Source organism: Streptomyces tritici (assembly GCF_048500665.1).
Taxonomy (GTDB): domain Bacteria; phylum Actinomycetota; class Actinomycetes; order Streptomycetales; family Streptomycetaceae; genus Streptomyces; species Streptomyces tritici.
Genome location: NZ_CP183183.1, coordinates 4,676,474 through 4,692,956 on the forward strand (window position 1 = coordinate 4,676,474; position 16,483 = coordinate 4,692,956).

The 16,483-nt window shown below is 70.8% G+C and carries 17 protein-coding genes; 12 read left to right on the forward strand and 5 right to left on the reverse strand.

Going from position 1 to position 16,483, the window contains the following annotated elements; all coding sequences use genetic code 11:
* Nucleotides 1-71: 71 nt before the first annotated feature.
* Nucleotides 72-4,079, reverse strand: coding sequence for a BTAD domain-containing putative transcriptional regulator (locus tag ACNJ93_RS21880; protein ID WP_418959117.1), 4,008 nt, complete (start codon nucleotides 4,077-4,079; stop codon nucleotides 72-74).
* A gap of 152 nt (nucleotides 4,080-4,231) precedes the next feature.
* Here ACNJ93_RS21880 and ACNJ93_RS21885 point away from each other — a divergent pair, with 152 nt between their 5' ends.
* Nucleotides 4,232-4,783: a hypothetical protein gene (locus ACNJ93_RS21885; protein ID WP_418959118.1), complete on the forward strand. Its 552-nt coding sequence runs from the start codon at nucleotides 4,232-4,234 to the stop codon at nucleotides 4,781-4,783.
* A 561-nt stretch (nucleotides 4,784-5,344) separates the two neighbouring features.
* Here the strand turns inward: ACNJ93_RS21885 and ACNJ93_RS21890 are convergent.
* Both ACNJ93_RS21890 and ACNJ93_RS21895 read right to left on the reverse strand, forming a co-directional pair.
* Nucleotides 5,345-5,758: a PIN domain-containing protein gene (locus tag ACNJ93_RS21890; RefSeq protein WP_418959119.1), complete on the reverse strand. Its 414-nt coding sequence runs from the start codon at nucleotides 5,756-5,758 to the stop codon at nucleotides 5,345-5,347.
* The gene (locus ACNJ93_RS21895) at nucleotides 5,755-6,018 is read right to left on the reverse strand and encodes a CopG family transcriptional regulator (protein WP_418959120.1); all 264 of its coding nucleotides are present in this window, start codon (nucleotides 6,016-6,018) and stop codon (nucleotides 5,755-5,757) included. The genes ACNJ93_RS21890 and ACNJ93_RS21895 overlap by 4 nt, the downstream gene beginning before the upstream one ends.
* Before the next feature lie 462 nt (nucleotides 6,019-6,480).
* On the opposite strand from ACNJ93_RS21895, the gene ACNJ93_RS21900 reads away from it, so the two are divergent.
* From ACNJ93_RS21900 to ACNJ93_RS21915, 4 genes are all read left to right on the forward strand, one after another.
* Nucleotides 6,481-7,224, forward strand: a complete 744-nt coding sequence (locus tag ACNJ93_RS21900; protein WP_418959121.1) for a TIGR04255 family protein — start codon at nucleotides 6,481-6,483, stop codon at nucleotides 7,222-7,224.
* 184 nt (nucleotides 7,225-7,408) lie between these two features.
* Nucleotides 7,409-7,894 carry a hypothetical protein gene (locus ACNJ93_RS21905; RefSeq protein ID WP_418959122.1) on the forward strand — a complete coding sequence of 162 codons (486 nt, stop codon included), beginning with the start codon at nucleotides 7,409-7,411 and terminating at the stop codon, nucleotides 7,892-7,894.
* A gap of 479 nt (nucleotides 7,895-8,373) precedes the next feature.
* Nucleotides 8,374-8,838, forward strand: coding sequence for a GntR family transcriptional regulator (locus ACNJ93_RS21910; RefSeq protein ID WP_418959123.1), 465 nt, complete (start codon nucleotides 8,374-8,376; stop codon nucleotides 8,836-8,838).
* A 1-nt stretch (nucleotide 8,839) separates the two neighbouring features.
* Nucleotides 8,840-9,412, forward strand: coding sequence for an HD domain-containing protein (locus ACNJ93_RS21915; RefSeq protein WP_418959124.1), 573 nt, complete (start codon nucleotides 8,840-8,842; stop codon nucleotides 9,410-9,412).
* Here ACNJ93_RS21915 and ACNJ93_RS21920 read toward each other — a convergent pair.
* On the reverse strand, nucleotides 9,400-9,873 hold the full coding sequence (locus ACNJ93_RS21920; protein ID WP_418959125.1) for an NUDIX domain-containing protein: 474 nt from the start codon (nucleotides 9,871-9,873) through the stop codon (nucleotides 9,400-9,402). The two genes, ACNJ93_RS21915 and ACNJ93_RS21920, sit on opposite strands and share 13 nt — an antisense overlap.
* A 2-nt stretch (nucleotides 9,874-9,875) precedes the next feature.
* Nucleotides 9,876-10,634: a helix-turn-helix domain-containing protein gene (locus ACNJ93_RS21925; protein ID WP_418959126.1), complete on the reverse strand. Its 759-nt coding sequence runs from the start codon at nucleotides 10,632-10,634 to the stop codon at nucleotides 9,876-9,878.
* A 528-nt stretch (nucleotides 10,635-11,162) separates the two neighbouring features.
* Between ACNJ93_RS21925 and ACNJ93_RS21930 the strand changes: the two genes are divergently transcribed.
* The 7 genes from ACNJ93_RS21930 to ACNJ93_RS21960 all read left to right on the forward strand — a co-directional run bounded on the left by ACNJ93_RS21930 (nucleotide 11,163) and on the right by ACNJ93_RS21960 (nucleotide 16,478).
* A complete protein-coding gene (locus ACNJ93_RS21930; RefSeq protein WP_418959127.1) occupies nucleotides 11,163-11,459 on the forward strand; it encodes a hypothetical protein in 297 nt (98 codons plus the stop codon).
* Nucleotides 11,456-12,466 (forward strand): DUF2637 domain-containing protein, encoded by a 1,011-nt coding sequence (locus ACNJ93_RS21935; protein WP_418959128.1) that lies wholly within the window; start codon nucleotides 11,456-11,458, stop codon nucleotides 12,464-12,466. The genes ACNJ93_RS21930 and ACNJ93_RS21935 overlap by 4 nt, the downstream gene beginning before the upstream one ends.
* A complete protein-coding gene (locus ACNJ93_RS21940) occupies nucleotides 12,463-13,113 on the forward strand; it encodes a GGDEF domain-containing protein (RefSeq protein WP_418959129.1) in 651 nt (216 codons plus the stop codon). The genes ACNJ93_RS21935 and ACNJ93_RS21940 overlap by 4 nt, the downstream gene beginning before the upstream one ends.
* The gene (locus ACNJ93_RS21945) at nucleotides 13,113-13,499 is read left to right on the forward strand and encodes an RRQRL motif-containing zinc-binding protein (RefSeq protein ID WP_418959130.1); all 387 of its coding nucleotides are present in this window, start codon (nucleotides 13,113-13,115) and stop codon (nucleotides 13,497-13,499) included. The genes ACNJ93_RS21940 and ACNJ93_RS21945 overlap by 1 nt, the downstream gene beginning before the upstream one ends.
* Before the next feature lie 153 nt (nucleotides 13,500-13,652).
* Nucleotides 13,653-15,875 carry a cell division protein FtsK gene (locus ACNJ93_RS21950; protein WP_418959131.1) on the forward strand — a complete coding sequence of 741 codons (2,223 nt, stop codon included), beginning with the start codon at nucleotides 13,653-13,655 and terminating at the stop codon, nucleotides 15,873-15,875.
* A gap of 140 nt (nucleotides 15,876-16,015) precedes the next feature.
* Nucleotides 16,016-16,267, forward strand: coding sequence for a hypothetical protein (locus ACNJ93_RS21955; RefSeq protein ID WP_418959132.1), 252 nt, complete (start codon nucleotides 16,016-16,018; stop codon nucleotides 16,265-16,267).
* Between the two features lie 16 nt (nucleotides 16,268-16,283).
* Nucleotides 16,284-16,478, forward strand: a complete 195-nt coding sequence (locus ACNJ93_RS21960) for a hypothetical protein (protein ID WP_418959133.1) — start codon at nucleotides 16,284-16,286, stop codon at nucleotides 16,476-16,478.
* Nucleotides 16,479-16,483 lie beyond the last annotated feature (5 nt).

Genomic DNA, 16,483 nt, shown 5'->3' on the forward strand with positions numbered 1-16,483 from the left:
TGACGGCGGTCCCACGGGAGTCCTGGCGTACGCCGGCGGAGTGGCGTCGCGTAAGAATGTGACGTTCGGTCTCAGTCGCGCAGCCCCTCGCGTGCCAGGGCGTGTTCTCGCGGGTAGTCTGCCGCGCCCGGGAGGGCGAGGGCGGTGCGGAACTCGTGGTGGGCCTCGGTGCGGCGGTGCGCCGCGGCGTAGGCGGTGCCGAGGCGGGTGCGGAGCAGCAGTTGCAGCCAGGTGCTGGCGTGGCCCGTGAGCGTGGACACGGCCTCCTCGTGGAAGGAGACGGCCCGCGGCACGTCCCCCCGGCCCAGCTCCGCGATGCCGAGCGAGGACAGGCTCAGCGCGAGGAGCGCCGAGTCGTCGCTCTCCCGGGCCAGTTCGGCCGCCCGGCCCAGGAGTCCGGCCGCCTCCGCGTACCGGCCGAGGGCCACCTGCGCGTCGCCCGCGAAGCACAGGGCCTTGCCGATCACGCCGGGCCGGCCGGTCTTCTCGGCGTACGCGAGCGCGTCGGCGTAGTGGCCGAGCGCCCGCTCGTGCTCGCCGCCCCGGCTGTGCAGGGCGCCCAGGTTGCTGGCCGACACCATGGCCAGCCAGTCGTCGCCGAGCCGGTGCGCCAGCCTCGTGGCCTCGTGCAGGCGGGCCACGGCCTCCTCGGTGCGGCCGAGGGGCCACTCCGCGACCCCGAGTCCGGCGATCGCCCGCGCCCGGTCCCGCGGATCACCCTCGCCCGGGCGGCTCGCGAGGCGCAGCGCGTCGGCGAACCACGCGTGGGCCTGCCCGTACCGGCCCTGGTGGATGGCGGCCATGCCGAGGTGGTTGCGGAGCGAGGACGGCATCCGGCGGTCGCCGGCCGTGTCGGCGCAGCCGAGCGCCAGTTCCAGGGCCGCGCGGCACTCGTGGTGCCGGCCCTGCCGGAGCAGGTGGTCGGACAGGCCCTCGGCGATCCAGCAGGCGTGGTCGGGCATTCCGGCGGCGACGGCGTACGCCACGACGTCGACGAGGCCGGCGCCCGCCGCGTTCAGCCACTGGGCCGCCTCGACCCAGTCCGCGAACGGCGCTCCGGTGACGTCGGGGCCGCTCGGGAACCCGGCCGGCCCCCACTCCGCGGTGATCCGCCCGGCAGCCGTGTACAGGTGCAGCACGGCGGCGCGGTCGGCCGCGGCCTGCGTGGGCGTCGCCGTGGCGAGCTGCCCGGCGTGGACGCGTACGAGGTCATGGAGCCGGTACCGGCCCGGCTTCGGCTCCTGCAGCAGGCTCGCGTCGACCAGCTGCTCCAGGAGGTGTTCGGCGTCGGCGCGGGAGCAGCCGAGCATCGCGGCGGGGGTGAGCGCGTCGAACTCGGCCGTCGGGGACAGCCCCGAGGCGCGGAAACAGCGCTGGAGTCCGACGCCGAGCTGGTCGTACGACTGGCGGATGGCGGCCTCGACGCTGCGGTCCCCGGCGCTCAGTTCGCGCAGGCCGCCGTCGTCCTCCGCCATCCGTCCGACGAGGTGGGCCGTCGTCCAGGACGCGCGGTGCTGCAGCCGGGCCCCGGCGATCCGCAGCGCCAGCGGCAGGCCGCCGCAGCGCCGGGCCAGTTCGCGGGCGGCCTCCGGCTCGCGGTCCGCACGCTCGGGGCCGAGCAGGTGCCGCAGCAGGTCCAGCGCCGCGTCCGTGCCGAGGGGCTCCACCGTGAGCCGGACGTCGGCGTCGAGGCCGGGCAGATGCCGGCGGCTCGCCACCAGGAGGGTGCTGCCGGGACCGGCGGGCAGCAGGGGCCGGACCTCGGCCGTGCCGGGGGCGTCGTCCACGACCACGAGCAGCCGCAGGGCGCTGGTGGCCGCGCGCCAGGCGGCCACCAACTCGTCAGGCTCCTCGGGCAGTTCGTCGTCGGAGCCGCTGATGGCGCGCAGCAGCCGGTACAGGGCCCGCTGCGTGCCGACGCTCTCGTGGGCGGCCGCGTGCGTGTGCAGATCGATGAACAGGCACCCGTCCGGATACCGCTCGTGCAGCCGCCAGGCCGCCCGCACCAGCAGCGCACTCTTGCCGACCCCGGCAGTCCCGTCCACGGCCACGACCGACACACCGCCCCCGGGCACATGCGAGGTCAACACCTCCAACTCCCGCTCCCGACCGACGAGTGCGACGGCGTCACCCGGGAGGTCGATGCGGGGGCGGCGGGGGTTGGGCCGCCCGGTCGCCGCCGGAGGGGGAGCCGCGGAACCGGCCGGCTCCAGCCCGCGCGCCGCAGGGCCGGGTGCCTGCGGGCCGGTCGCCGCCACGCCAAGGGCCGCCGCGCCGCCCGCCTCCGGCCCGGGCTCCGCCGAACCGACCACCGCCGTACCGGCTGTCTCCGCACCGAGCGCCGACGGGCGGCGAGCCGCCGAACCGGCCACCGCCGTACCGGCTGTCTCCGCACCGAGCGCCGACGGGCGGCGAGCCGCCGAACCGGCCACCGCCGTACCGGCTGTCTCCGCACCGAGCGCCGACGGGCGGCGAGCCGCCGAACCGGCCACCGCCGTACCGGCTGTCTCCGGACCGGGCGCCGACGGGCGGCAAGCCGCCGAGCCGGCCGCCTCCACAGCACGCACCCCCGAACGGGCCGTCGCGGCGCTGACCGTCACGGCACCGCCCGTCGCGTCGCCGACCGTCTCCGGACCGACCGACTCCGGACCGGCCGCCTCCGGACCGGCCGCCTCCGGACCGGCCGCCTCCGGACCGACCGACTCCGGACCGGCCGCCGGGCCGACCGTCCCAGGACCGGGAAGCTCCGGGCGGGCAGCGGCCGAACCTGCCGCCTCTTGGCCGCGCGCCGCAGGCCCGGGTGCCTGCGGGCCGGTCGCCGCCACGCCGAGGGCCCCCGCGCCGCCCGCCTCCTGCCCGGGTTCCGCCGAACCAGGCGCCCCCGGGCGGGGAGCCGCCGATCCGGCCCCCTCCGGCCCAGGCGCCGAACCGACCGCCTCCGAACCGACCGCCTCCGGACCGGCCGCCTCCGGACCGACCGTCTCAGGAGCGGGAGTCGCCGACCCCGCCCCCTCCAACTCACGCGCCACCTCCGCCCCGCCCCCGGCGTACTCGATGGCGGCCGCGACCGAGACACCCCCGCCCGGAACCGTGCGCGAACCGCGCGTGCTGCCGCGCTGCTCGCCTCCGCCGCCATGGTCGTCGTCGGCATCCAGAGCGGATCGGCCACCGCCGGCACCGCCGGAGAGTCCGTCTCGGCGCGCGAGGCCGCCGCCACGCCCGTCGTCCCGACCGCCTCTGAGCGCACCGCCGCGCTCAAGGGCGCGCAGCTCCGCCCCCCGCGCCCCCACCCAGCCCAGCAGCAGCGCGGAGTCCTGTCGCAGTACGCCCCGGTGCACGCGCCGCAGCTCCTCGCCGGGCTCGACGCCCAGCTCGGCCACGAGGTGGGCTCGCGTCCGCCGGAACACCTCCAGCGCCTCCGCCTGCCGCCCGCTGCCGTACAGGGCGCGCATGCGCAGCGCCGCGAACGCCTCGTCCTCCGCCGGCGGCCCCGCGCCCACGAGGCCGTCGAGGGCGTCCGCGTACCGGCCGAGGCCGATCAGCGCCTCCGCCCGCAGCCGCTGGAAGGAGCGCCGTTGCTGCACGAGGCGGTCCCGCTCCGCGGCCGCGAGCGGCCCCGGCAGCCCGGACAGCGGCTCGCCCCGGAACAGCGCCAGCCCCCGCCCGCACAGCTCCAGCAGCTCGGCGGGCGCCCCCGCGGCCTGCGCCTGCCGCGCCTCGGCCGCGAGCTCGCCCAGCTCGCCGACGTCCGTCCACACCCCGCCCGCGCCGGGCGCGAAGCTGTACCCGCCCCGCTCCCCACGGATCAGCGACCGCGCGGGGCCGGTACCGGCCGGGTCCAGCGTTCTGCGCAGCGCGTACACGTAGCTCGGCAGGACGCGGTGGCCGCTCCCCGGCGGCTCGGTGCCCCACACGTCACCGAGCAGTTGCCCGTACGAGACGACCGTCCCCGCCCGCAGCACCAACGCGACGAGAAGGGCCTGCCGCCGTACGGGACCGAGGTCCAGCGACTCCGCGTCCCGGCGGACCCGCACCGGCCCGAGCAGGCCGACGCCCAGCCCCCGCGCCCGCCCGGCCATCCCCGCCTCCCGCCCGCACGTCCGTCCGACCGCATCATCAAGATTTCATCGCCCTTGCAGAGCGTCGCGGAACAGTGTGTCAGCCACACGTGAACTCCCCTTGTCCCAGGGGAGAAAGCCCTCCACTGCTCTCACAGGAAGAGAACCGCCCCATGACCGACGCCCAGCGGAACCACACGACCGTCCCCCGCCCGAACGGCCGCCGAGGCCGCTGGGAGCGCTACCGCGTCACCCACCCGTTCTCCCCGAAGGACCTCGCCGGCCTCTGGGGCGCGCTCCTCGGCGTCGTCGGACTCGCCGTCCTGCTCGGCTGGGCGCTCGACATGAAGGGCGGCGTCGTGATCGTCGCGGCGATGCCGTTCATCGTCTCGTGGTTCGAGAACCGGCGTACGGCCTTCCAGTTCGACCAGTCCGGCGTCCGCTTCGGCGAGGTCCTGCTGCCGTGGACGGACATCGCGGAGTTCGTCGTGGCCACCCCGCCGAACGACTCCCACGCCCTCATCGGCGCCCGCCTCCGCCCCGGAGTTTCGGCCCCCGCGGGCACGGGAGCGGCCCCGCACCCGGCGATGCCGGCCCAGGTCCACGTGGCGGTTCAGCGCGAGAAGTTCCACCTGCAGAAGATGCTGACCAAGGCCCGCACGTACGCGCCCCCGCACATCCGCATCATGATCGCCGACCGTTCCGGCGAACGCCCCGCCACCTGACCCCACCCCTCCACGGCCCGCCCGAAAACCGCTGGAACACCACTCCGGCGACCCGCTACGGTGCTCCCGCCCGCAGTCCCCTCGGCCAAGGACCCGCCGTTGTACACCAAGTGAGAACCCCCGAGCGCTGATCCGTCGCGCGGCCGCGTCATGCGCCGCGCCCCTTTCCGCTGCGGTCCTCTCACCGAACCGGTGTACAACCATGTCGATAAGCAAGCTCCCCCTGGCCCTCCCCACCCTCCTCTCAGAACACCCGCACGCAACCGTCGTACGCGCCAGAATCCCGCTCCCCGCGGGCCGCCGCGCCCTCCCGCGCGGCCCCCGCCCGGACCGCCCGGCCTGGCAGTCCCCGTACGGCCCCCCACGCGGCCGCACCCCGCGCACCCGCTGGACCCCCACGGGCCTCGTGACGACACCAACACCCCCCACCCGCCGCCGCCAACGCCGCCTGACGCCTTCGGAGACCTGACCCACAGCCCCTCACCGCCCGGAAAGCGGACCGGCCGGCGGAAGACAACTCCGCCGGCCGCTACATGGACGGGAAGAGGCGAAACGGCCGTGTCAGACCTTGAGGACCGTGGCGCGTCCGCGGCAGAGGTCGGTGAGGTCCTCAGGGTCGGAGGTGAGGATCGTGACCGGTCCCGGTGCGGCGAGGGCGGTGGCGGCGAGCATGGCGTCGATGGCGTACTTGTGGCCGTGCAGCCCGGCGTCGGCGAGCAGAGTGGCGGCGTGGCGGGCGATCGGCTCGGTGACCGGTTCGACGATCAGGCGCGAAAGCGTCCACTCCAGGGCCGGGCGGTTGACGCGGGGATGGACCACCTCGACCAGCGTGGCCGCCGAGGTGATCACGCGGAGGTCGTCAGCGCGGGCCAGGGCGAGCCAGGCGGTGACCGTACGGTCCCGCAGGACGGCCTTGGCCAGCCCTTCGCTGTCCAGGACCAGAGTGCCGCCGGGGACCGCGGGGGAGCGGGTCACGCGGCGCTCGCTCCGCGCTGTGTCTGCTCGCGCCGGGCTTCGGTGAGCTGGTCACGCAGGGACTGGATCTCTTCGTCCGTGACGGTTCCGTGCTCGGCCTCGGCAACGGCGATGAGCTCGTTGAGGTTGTCCCGCTCGATCTGCCGGGCCACGGCCGCGGCCACATAGGCGGACAGGCCCGAGGGCCCGCTGCGGGCCTTCGCGGCCTCGGCAATGTCGCGCGGCATCGTGATCGAGTACTTGCCGGTAGGCTCACTCATGCCATCAATCCTACCGCCTATCCTCCCACCGGCCGGGTCGTCGCGAAGAGCCTCCGCCCGGGCGCAAGGCGCTGAGGGGCCGTCATGTGGCTGCTACGCGTGGACGGTTGGATACGACAAAAAAGGCGCCGACCTGCATTTCTGCTGGTCAGCGCCTCAGTGACACCTCTTGCGAAGTGCCCCCGGCAGGATTCGAACCTGCGCACACGGCTCCGGAGGGCATGCCTTCTTCAGTAGCAGCACTGCGCCTGACCTGCGCAGACGGGGGGACTAGCCCTTGTGGCAGCCGGGGTCACTCGCCACTCACTCAGGCCCTCCGTACTGAGGGGGGCCCTGGCAGCCTTCGCACGGGGGTGGAGCTGGGTATGCGCATCCTTGGCGAGCCATGGCCGCCGGCCCGCCAGTGACAGTACTCTGAGTCAACCAGCGTAATCAGGCGAGCGATTGAGGCGGACAGCAGCCATGGACAGGCGGACGTACAGGAACCCTCCAATTGTCGAGGCTCTGTGCACGATCAACTTCTCCGCTGGGCGGCCGTGGAATATTACAATTCCGGGCCGATTCTATGAAGAGATGAAGGGTTCATACCCGGACGAGCCTACCGAGGAGAGGCAGTTTCAGGCCCGCTTCGAGGCGCAAGGTACGCAAGCGGCTCAATTCAAGGTTGACGGAGCCGCTACCAGGCTTGTTCTGAAGAACGAGGAGAAGCGGGTCAGCATCGCTCCGAATGCCCTGGGTGTACATGCATTGGCTCCCTACGAAGGGTGGGAGTCCCTACGGGAAAGGACGCTCGCGGCGCTGGACTCGTATTTCCGTGTAGTCGGAGACCAGGGAATTGAGAGCATCGGAATCCGCTACATCAACAGGATTTTCCTTCCCGGTCCGGAAGTGAATTTTAACGACTACTTTACGATTATGCAGGGCCTTCCGGCTAACGGGTTTCCTGGCGGCATCACATCATTCTTTGACAGGATGGAAGTCGCTTACGAGGACATCCCGGCTAAGATCGTTTTCACGTGGGCAAGTGACGACAATGTGGCTGACCGCGTAGCATTTATCATGGACTTCGATCTGACTAGGCAGGGGCCTATCGATCGTGACGAAGTCCCAAACTTCCTCGATGACCTCCGGGTGCGCGAGCGGCTAGCGTTCGAGTCCTTGATTCAAGATAAGTTGAGGGATGAGGTCTTTGATGCAGACAACTGATGTTGGTCGGTCCAAGGAAACCTCGTTCCGGGCTGGAATGGCGCGCAAGGTGGGAGGCGACTCGTTCGCCCTCTCCAATTCTCGCGGTGTCCATGGTGAAGCATCGAACTCGCGTGAGAGCGTGCTAGCTGAGTCGGGCGCTTCCCGCGAAATCCGTGCAGCGCTCGTAGCTCATGGGAGGGGCGTGCAGCGACTGCTGGATCGCAGTCTTCGGGGGGCCATAGTCAGGGCAATAGGTCAACCTGAGGAGTCGGTCGACACGCCGTTGGTGGCGTATGCCCGGACCAAGCTGGGTGGTTTGCAGGGCATGCCATTCGGTTGGGACGGCGGCGAAGCGCCCCCTGTGACTGAGATGGCGGCCAGGCGTTTGCTGAGGATCCTTGCGTATGTCAGCCACGAAGACACGGTTTTCCCTGCTCTGACGCCAGATTTCGAGGGCGGGGTTGTGGCCGAATGGCGGGCGGGTCGCCAGCACTTGGTTCTTGAAGTTGACGCAGATGGGGTGGCTTTTGTGACTGCTGTCAATGAAGCGGGCGAAACCGAGATCTCCGCAGATCTCAATTTCGACCAAGAGCTGTATCGACGCTTGCGATCATTCGATGAAATGCTGCTCAGGATGTCCAAAAGGGTTGAGATGATCAACCCGAATTGGCGGTCTCTCTTCGCGTGACGCAGATGCCCGACGACTGGTTTTGGGATGACCCTAAAATCCCGAACGAAAGTATCGTGTACAGGCGAGTTCTGTCCCGTCCTGACTTCTTGGTTCCTGATCTCGAAGGCGCAGGCCCCAGTCAGCCCAGCTTGGCCGCCCTCAAGTGGGATAGTGATGGAATCTCCGTCTATCGACATGAGTTGCTGGAGGAGCTAGGGCTCGCAGTGAGCGACGTTCGAAATATTCCGGACGACCTAATTTTCGCCTTCCTGGTCGGTGGAGTGAGGGCGGCGGGTGGCGGTGTGACTGACACTCCGGATGAGGAGGACTCCCGCAAGGGTGCGGCTCATTCGTCCGTTCGGAATTCGAATCCAAATCCAGGAAAATCACTGCGCAATGAGATTCGACGCAAGATGATCGCGTCTTGCTGGCTAATCGAATAATGATTTGTTCGGGTCGGTTTCGTGGCAACTAAGGCGGACAAGGAGGGGGTGCGTATGGCGGATCAGCCTAGTCCTCGGGGAACGTTCTTGAGAATTGCAGGCGAGCTGAAGGCGGAAATCGAGGCTGATGCGCACGCCGTCGAGTTGCCGACGCTTACCGAGGTCATGCGGCGGTTCGGGGTGTCGCGTGGACTCGCCATGCGAGCCTTTCGGGTGCTGCGTGCGGAGGGGGTGGCCGAACCTACGCCTGGCGGTCGTTGGAGGGTGGTTAGGGGCGGTTTTAGCATCTGCCGGCGGTCGCTTGCGGAACGGATCTGCGAGGTGATGCTCACGGATGAGAGCGTCGCTGTGGGGAAGCCCTTCCTGAGCGCTTCCAAGCTCGCCGAACGTCTCGGAGTCGCCCGTCCGACGGTGGCGAAGGCTCTGGCCGAGCTGGAGGCCGCCGGGCTGCTCTCGGAGAGCCGCCAGGGGAAACCCCGGACCGTACTCGCCCTGCCGGGCGGAGAGGAGCGTTCGTAGCGTGGCCACCACAGGACTGACGGAGTGGGCCTACCCGGTCGCCGAGTCGTTGCTCGCCGAGCCACTGCCGCGACGGTGGGCGCATTCGCTCGGGGTCGCCGAGCGGGCCCGGCTGCTCGCTCCGATCCTCGGCGAGGACGCCGAGCTGCTGGAGGCCGCCGCCGTCCTTCACGACATCGGGTACTCCCCGGACCTCGCTAAGACCGGCTTTCACCCGCTGGACGGCGCCCGATACCTCCGGGACGTGGCCGGCGCCGGCGTACGCGTCATTCGGCTCGTTGCGCACCACTCCTGCGCATGGATGGAGGCCGAAGCCCGGGGGCTCCGCGAGGAGCTGGAAAGCGAGTTCCCACGGGAGGAGCCGCACCTCGCCGACGCGCTCTGCTTCTGCGACATGAACACGACCCCGGACGGCACACCCACGAACCCGGTGGACCGGGTCGACGAGATCGCGGGGCGGTACGGCGCAGACAGCCTCATCGGGATGTTCATCCGCCGAGCTGAGCCGGAAATCCTGGCCTGCACGGCCCGCGTCCTGGAGCGGCTCGCCGCGGTGAAGCGTCAGCCGATGTAGGGGGCCGTACGGCCACGGTCCATGGCGTGCTCGATGCGCATCCGCATCGTCGGGTGAACATCGAGGTCTGAAAGGTCCGTTGGGGCGACCCAGCGGACTTGTGTCGTCTCGCTGCTCGTACGGAGCTCGCCGCCCACCGGCCGCGCGCGGAAGCAGATGGAGAACTGCTGCCGGGCCTCGCCGTCGTCGTACAGCATCACGTGACCGGGGTCGGTGTAGATCCCCGACATGTCGACCACCTCGGCCTTGATGCCGGTCTCCTCCCACACCTCGCGTACGACGGTGTCACTGATGGACTCGCCGACATCGTGGCCGCCGCCGGGAAGGGCCCAGCGGCCGTTGTCTGACCGCTGGATCATCAGCACTCGCCCGGCATCGTCCTGAACGAATGCCACGACGGATGGCACGACGGAGTTCGCCGGCGGCGCGTCGGGGTCGTGCAGGTAGTCGATGCGTCCCATGGTCAGACTCCGATCAGGTCGTGGTCCATCACCTGGCGCGCGCCTCCCCAGGTCTGTTCGATGCTATTCGCGTACGTGTCGAAGAGGCCGCCGCCCGGCAGTCGCCGCAGGTGCAGGACCGGAGCCATGTAGGCCCCGATACCGTAGACGTGCGTGTTCACGAGCATTTCGTCATCGGCCCGGTAGAGGCTGTTGTAAAGCGTCGCGTCGTGCAGCCGGATGCCGATATCCGGGTGGCTCGTGAACAGCGGACGGTAGTTCATCAGCGCGTTGCGAATCTTCCCGTCCATGACGCGATGACCCTCGTCTATGCCGCGCTGCTTCACGGCTTCACAGGCCGGGTCGCCGAGCAGTACACGTACCTGGGCTGCCCTCTCCACCTTGGTCTTGAGGATGTCCAGGAACACCGGGTCTTCCGAGAGCCACAGGCCGGCGTACACGAGCACGTCCAAGTGCCGTTCCGCCCGCGCGTACATGTCGCGCCAGAGGGTAGTGGGGACCATGTGACGGTGCGGGTAGACGGTGACGATCTCCGCCTTGCTCAGGTCCGTCGCACTCTCCACACCGCGCGAGTCGTCCCACAACGTCGTCACGTCGACCTTCAGGAAGGCCGCCGCCGCGTACTGGTGGCGCCGGTACGGCACCTTCCCCTGCGTGATCCAGCGCTCCACGGTCTTTGGGTTGACGTCGATGGCCTCGGCAAGGTCGTGAATCGACTTGCCCTGAGCGAGCAGGGCCGACCTTAAGCGCTCGTTGGACATGTCCACCCCCGGTGGGACGTCTTGGGAGCTCTTGACGGTAGCCAGAAGTCCCCGAGCTGTCCACGGATGAGGTGACCAACGCCCCTCACCTGCAGCGATTCTGATGGTGCGCCAAGAAATCCCGGCGCAAAGCCAGGAAGGTCCGCCAGCACGCTTGACGAAGTTCGATGCGGTACCTGTAATAGAGGTACCGCATCGAACTTGCGGCCCAGCGGCTGCGGATTCGATTGGCCGGAGTGCCCGTGAGGGCTGCTCCATCGCCCGGAGGGCTCCGTGAAACGGGCTCGAAGGAAGCGCCAGCTCTTTGACAACTGCATGGGGATCACGCCGCCTCTCCTCGGCCAAGTAGGCGGCCACGCGGTCTCCGCGTGAGGAACAGCGCAACGCCCCGACGGTCGTAGGACGGGTTCGACTCCCGGCCGGGGCACTGGCCTGTGCAGCACTCGCCGCATGGGCCCCTTGCTGGACGGTTGCCTCTCTCCAAAGACCGCAACCGGCCGGCTCCCTTCGACACAGGAGAGAGCTCCCATGCAGCGCATGTACGTGGGCGGTCATCAGGCCGTCAGCACCAACGACTTCGTGGAGCTGGCCCTCGGTACGCCGGTCGAGCTGTGGCTTGGCGTGGAGGGCGAGACCGAGGAAGAGCGCGCGGCGCGACTGGACGCGGCGCGAGACATCCTCGCGGACAACCCGAACCTGCCGGACGACGTGTCGCGGGTCGCCGCCGAGGCGATCGAGGCGTACGCGCCAGAGCTGTTCAACGTCGTCCCGCTTACCCGGCCGGCACCCCGCCGGAGCCGCGCCCGCAAGGGGGCCGCGGCATGACCGAGCTGACCGTGGAGCGGGCAGCGGTGCCGCCGCTGACGCGTCCGGAGATGGGCCTCGCCGGGGCCGGCGCGCTCGCCGCGGCCGGCGTCGGGGCGCTGGGTCTGATCTCATCGTTCGACGCGGTGTCGGCCGCGGCGGCGCGCTGGGGGTTCGGTGAGCCGTGGATGCTGCCGGTCGGTATCGACGTGGCGATTCCGGTGTTCACCGTGGCCAACCTGCTGCTGATCCGGATGGACATGGCGCTCGCGTGGGTGCGCTTCGTGCCGTGGGTTCTGACGCTGGTGACCTGCGGGCTGAACGTGGCCGCGGGGCAGGGAGTATGGGCGAAGGTGGCGCACGGGACGATGCCGCTGCTGTGGGTGGTGTTCTCCGAGATCGGAGCGCACATCTACGCGGTGCGGATCGGGGCGGCGACTGGCCGCCGGATGGACAAGATCCGTGCGTCGCGGTGGCTGCTGGCGTTCCCGTCCACGTTCTCGCTGTGGCGCCGGATGACGCTGTGGGAGATCACCTCCTACGCCGACGCACTCGCCCGCGAGAAGGAGCGCCAGCTCGCCCGCGCCGAGCTGCGCGAGACGTACGGGTGGCGGTGGCGGTCGAAGACCCCGCGCCGCGAGCGTGTCCTGCTCCGCCTCGGTGAGTTCGCGCCCGAGGCCGCCGAGGCTGAGCCCGAGACGGTGCCCGAACCGCTGGCGGTGCCGGTCCCGCGGCCGGAGCCGAGCGAGTCGAAGCCGCGCAAGCGGGCTCCGCGCTCGAAGAAGCCCGCGGCCAAGCCCGTGCGGACAGCGGCGGAGCTGCTGACCGAGGCCCGCGAGATCACCGCGGCGTGGGCGGACGACGCGATCAACGCCGAGGCGATCCGGACCGCGCTGCGCTGCTCTGCAGCCAACTCCCGCACCGTCCGGGACGCACTGCTCGCCGAGCGAGCTGACGCCCCGCCGCTGCGCGCCGTCGACACCGACGAGACCCCCGAGCCCGAGACGGCTGAGGAGGTCGCCGCATGAGCACCCTCTTAACCACCCTCGCCACCGCGGTCCCGCTCGCCGCGGGCTGGTCCGGACACGTGCTGTGGCTGCGCAAGCGGCTCCACACCGCCCGCCGCGACCCGCTCACCGGACTGCGGACCCGAGAGGGCTTCACCCGCCGCGCCACTGCGCTGCTGCGCGATGAGCGGGCGGTCGTGATCCTCGCGGACGTCGACAAGTTCAAGCAGATCAACGACCGGCACGGCCACGCCGCCGGCGACGCGCTGCTGAAGGCGACCGCGGAGCGGCTGGCCCACTACGTCGGCCCGCACGGTGTCGCGGGGCGTCTCGGGGGCGATGAGTTCGCCGCCGTCGTCCTCGACACCCACGGCACCGTCGGCGACCTCCTCGCCGTTCTACACGGCGTACTCGCCCGCCCCGCCGACCCGGCTACCCCACGCATCCGGACCACGGTGTCCCTCGGCTGGGTCCGCGCCGCCGACCACCCCGGCGACGACCTCTCCGCCCTCCTCGGCCGCGCCGATGAGGCGATGTACGCGGCGAAGGAGGCGCGAGATGGAGTAAAGCGGGCCGGGCTGGGGCGGCTGTTCGCCACCGTGGCCGGCCGCCGCTCCGGCCGCCGCGGCACCCGCACCGACGCCCCTGCGATCGTGGCGGCTGCCTGATGTCGCCCGCATGCGGGAAGTGCTTCGACCCGACCGGCGCGCAGTTCGGGATACCGACGTATCCGTGGCGGTACGCCCCCGAGGGCTTCGCCACCCGCCGCCAGCTCCGGGCCCTCGGGCTGCGTCCCGGCGGGCAGCCGGTCGCCGCTCAGGTCATGCGCCGCAGCCGCGGTCGCAAGTCAGGCGTCCTGGTCGGCTACCTCTACCGCGTCGACCTCGCCAAGCCCGTGCGGCCGATGACCTCGCGCAAGTGGGGTGCCCTCGCCCTGGCGATGCTCGCCCGCCGCACCTGCCCGGCGTGCCGGATCACCTACAGCTACTGCATCCCGACCTCGCTCGGGATGTGCGTCCCCTGCGCCTACCCCGACGGACAGCGCGCTCCGTAGCACATCCAGGGCCTGAATCCGATACGCAGCGCATATCTCGCTGTGTATCGGATTCGCCCTTCTCGACCGCCAGCGTCAACGCACGGGCCCGGCCGCTCACCTTCCACAGCGCCGGCCGGGCCCGCCTTTCCCTCCCAAGAGAAGGAAGCATCAGTGAAGCATCCCGACGAAGAGAACGAGTTCTTCGACCGACTCGAAGCCGACATGGCTGCCGACCGGTCGGCCGACGGCGGGGCCGACGTGGTCGACCTCGACAAGGCCCGGTCCGCCCGTACCGAGTCGGCCGACCCGCAGACCCGTCCCGACGCCGACCGGTCGGGCGACTCCCGCGACGAGGAGTCGGGCGACCCGTCGGCCCGCCGGTTGGTCGACGGCCCGAACGTCGCCGGTCCCGGATACCTCGGCCGACTCATGGGCGCGAAGCGTCGGGCGATCGTCCCGGCGTGGCTGCGCTCCACGGCCGAACTGAAGACCGCGGCCACGTGGGTCGCGAGCCACTACGCGCACCTCGCCGGGTACCACGCCCTGCGTTCCCCGGTCTACGTCGGCCGTCTCGCGCTCCAGGCCCCCCGTGGCACCGCCCGATTCCTCGGCGGCACGATGCGGTGGGTCGCCGACCGCGAGGGCGAGCCGGTCCGGCTCGCCGCGGTCCGGCGCGAGGACGCCGGCGAGTACCTGAAGCTGTCGCGGCAGCGCGACCGCCGGGTCCGGCTCCGGACCCTGGTCGCCACCCTCGCCACGCTGATCGGGACGGGAACCGCACTGGCGCTGTACGTGCTCGCGCCGGGCTGGCTCCAGGCCGTCTCCGTCAGCGCGCTGCTGCTCGCCCTCGGGGCGGCCGGCAGCGCGGCAGACGCACCGGTCGTCAACCGGGCCGTGGAGGTCACCAAGACCCCCAAGCTCACGTCCGACATCGTGCTGCGCGCGCTCGGCGCCCTCGGGATTCCGGCGATCAACCAGGCGCAGGGCAAGGGCCGGGACGGGTTCACATTCACCGCCCCGATCACTCGCGACGGGCCGGGCTGGCGCGCGGAGGGCGACCTCCCGTACGGCGTGACCGTCACGGACGTGATCGAGCGCCGCGAGCGGCTCGCCTCCGGTCTGCGCCGGCCGCTGGGGTGTGTGTGGCCGGAGGCGGTACCGGACGAGCACACCGGGCACCTGGTGCTGTGGGTCGGCGACCAGGACATGAACAAGGCGAAGAAGCCCAAGTGGCCTCTGCTCACGACCGGCAGCGTCGACCTGTTCAAGCCCGTCGCCTACGGCACCGACCAGCGCGGACGCTGGGTCGAAGTCACCCTCATGTACATCGCCGGGGTGATCGGCGCGATCCCGCGCATGGGCAAGACATTCCTGCTGCGTCTGCTGCTGCTCATTGCCGCGCTCGACCCGCGGGCCGAGCTGCACACCTACGACATGAAGGGCACCGGCGACCTCGACCCGGTCGGCAACGCCGTCTCCCACCGGCACGCCGCGGGCGACGACGACGAGTCGATCGCGTACGCGCTCGCCGACTTCCGTGCGCTGCGCGAGGAACTGCGGCGACGCACGAAGGTGATCCGCTCGCTGCCGCGGGACATCTGCCCGGAGTCGAAGGTGACCAGCCAGCTTGCCGACAAGCGCTCCCTCGGGCTGCACCCGATCGTGGTCGGGGTGGACGAGTGCCAGGTGCTGTTCGAGCACGCCGAGCACGGCAAGGAGTTCGAGGAGATCGCCACTGACCTGGTCAAGCGCGGTCCCGCCACCGGCATCGTGCTGGTGCTCGCCACTCAGCGCCCGGACGCTAAGTCGCTGCCGACCGGCATCAGCGCGAACGCCGGCGCGCGTTGGTGCCTGAAGGTCATGGGCCAGACCGAGAACGACATGGTTCTCGGCACCTCCGCCTACAAGCGCGGGGTGCGGGCCACGATGTTCGCGTGGGGTGACAAGGGCATCCACTACTTCGTTGGCGAGGGATCCGACGCCCGGATCGTCGCCTCCGTCTACGTGGACGCCCCCGGGGCCGACGCCATCGGCGCCCGCGCCCGTGCGGCCCGCGAGAAAGCCGGACTGCTCACCGGCTACGCGGCCGGCGAAGCGGCGGAGGCCGTGACCGGCCCCGCGTACGACTTGCTCGCCGACATCCTTGCTGTCGTCCCCGCCGCCGAGACCAAGGCATGGTCCGAGACCGTGGTGGCCCGGCTCGCCGAGCTCCGGCCCGAGGTCTACGACGGCTGGGAGCCCGACGCGCTCGCCGCGGCGCTCAAGCCGCACGGCGTGTCCACCATCCAGGTCGGGCGTCGGGTGGACGGCAAGGTCGTCAACCGGCGGGGCATCGACCGCTCCCACATCACGACATCGATTGCGGAGCGTGACGGAAAGCGGGACGCGAGCTGATCGTCCGGAGCCGCTAGCGCTAGCGGCACACCCCGCTAACGTTAGCGGCTCCGCTAGCGGCCCATGCCCACAGTGATCAGGCCGTTAGTCGATAGCGGCCTACCTGCGGAAACCTTCGAAACTCGCCCCGGAGGCCCCTGGTGAACCCCACTCTCCTCGCTATCGCCTGCCTTACGCTCGTCACTCTCTGTTACGCGTCTCTGTGTGCGGCCTCGCCCTTCGGTAACTGCCGCAAGTGCCACGGCCTCGGCTTCGCGCTGAAGACCGACCGCAAGGGCAAGCCCAGGCGCGGCAAGCCCTGCCGCCGCTGCAAGGGCCACGGCATCCGCATACGCGCCGGCCGCTGGCTCTACAACCGCGCCGCCCGCATCCACCGCGACGGCACCCGCTGACCCAAGGAGTCCAGTCGTGAACTTCGAGATCTCCGCCGTCCTTCTCTTCGCCGTCGCCTCCGCGTTCGCGGTCAAGACGAAGGCCGCCCACGGCGCGGCGGCCACGGTGCTGTTCCTCTTCGGCTTCTTCGCCGCCGGGACCGGAGCGTACGAGCCGATCACGAACCTCGTGAAGTCCACCGCCACGTTCGTCTCCGACCTCGCCGACTAGGAGGA

Excerpts from the sequence above, each read along its gene's own strand:
- ACNJ93_RS21920 (WP_418959125.1), bottom strand. The coding sequence starts at position 9,873 with ATGGGACGCATCGACTACCTGCACGACCCCGACGCGCCGCCGGCGAAC.
- ACNJ93_RS21880 (WP_418959117.1), bottom strand. The coding sequence starts at position 4,079 with ATGGCCGGGCGGGCGCGGGGGCTGGGCGTCGGCCTGCTCGGGCCGGTG.
- ACNJ93_RS21935 (WP_418959128.1), top strand. The coding sequence starts at position 11,456 with ATGACCGAGCTGACCGTGGAGCGGGCAGCGGTGCCGCCGCTGACGCGT.
- ACNJ93_RS21885 (WP_418959118.1), top strand. The coding sequence starts at position 4,232 with ATGACCGACGCCCAGCGGAACCACACGACCGTCCCCCGCCCGAACGGC.
- ACNJ93_RS21895 (WP_418959120.1), bottom strand. The coding sequence starts at position 6,018 with ATGAGTGAGCCTACCGGCAAGTACTCGATCACGATGCCGCGCGACATT.
- ACNJ93_RS21940 (WP_418959129.1), top strand. The coding sequence starts at position 12,463 with ATGAGCACCCTCTTAACCACCCTCGCCACCGCGGTCCCGCTCGCCGCG.
- ACNJ93_RS21910 (WP_418959123.1), top strand. The coding sequence starts at position 8,374 with ATGGCGGATCAGCCTAGTCCTCGGGGAACGTTCTTGAGAATTGCAGGC.
- ACNJ93_RS21930 (WP_418959127.1), top strand. The coding sequence starts at position 11,163 with ATGCAGCGCATGTACGTGGGCGGTCATCAGGCCGTCAGCACCAACGAC.
- ACNJ93_RS21945 (WP_418959130.1), top strand. The coding sequence starts at position 13,113 with ATGTCGCCCGCATGCGGGAAGTGCTTCGACCCGACCGGCGCGCAGTTC.
- ACNJ93_RS21925 (WP_418959126.1), bottom strand. The coding sequence starts at position 10,634 with ATGTCCAACGAGCGCTTAAGGTCGGCCCTGCTCGCTCAGGGCAAGTCG.
- ACNJ93_RS21900 (WP_418959121.1), top strand. The coding sequence starts at position 6,481 with ATGGACAGGCGGACGTACAGGAACCCTCCAATTGTCGAGGCTCTGTGC.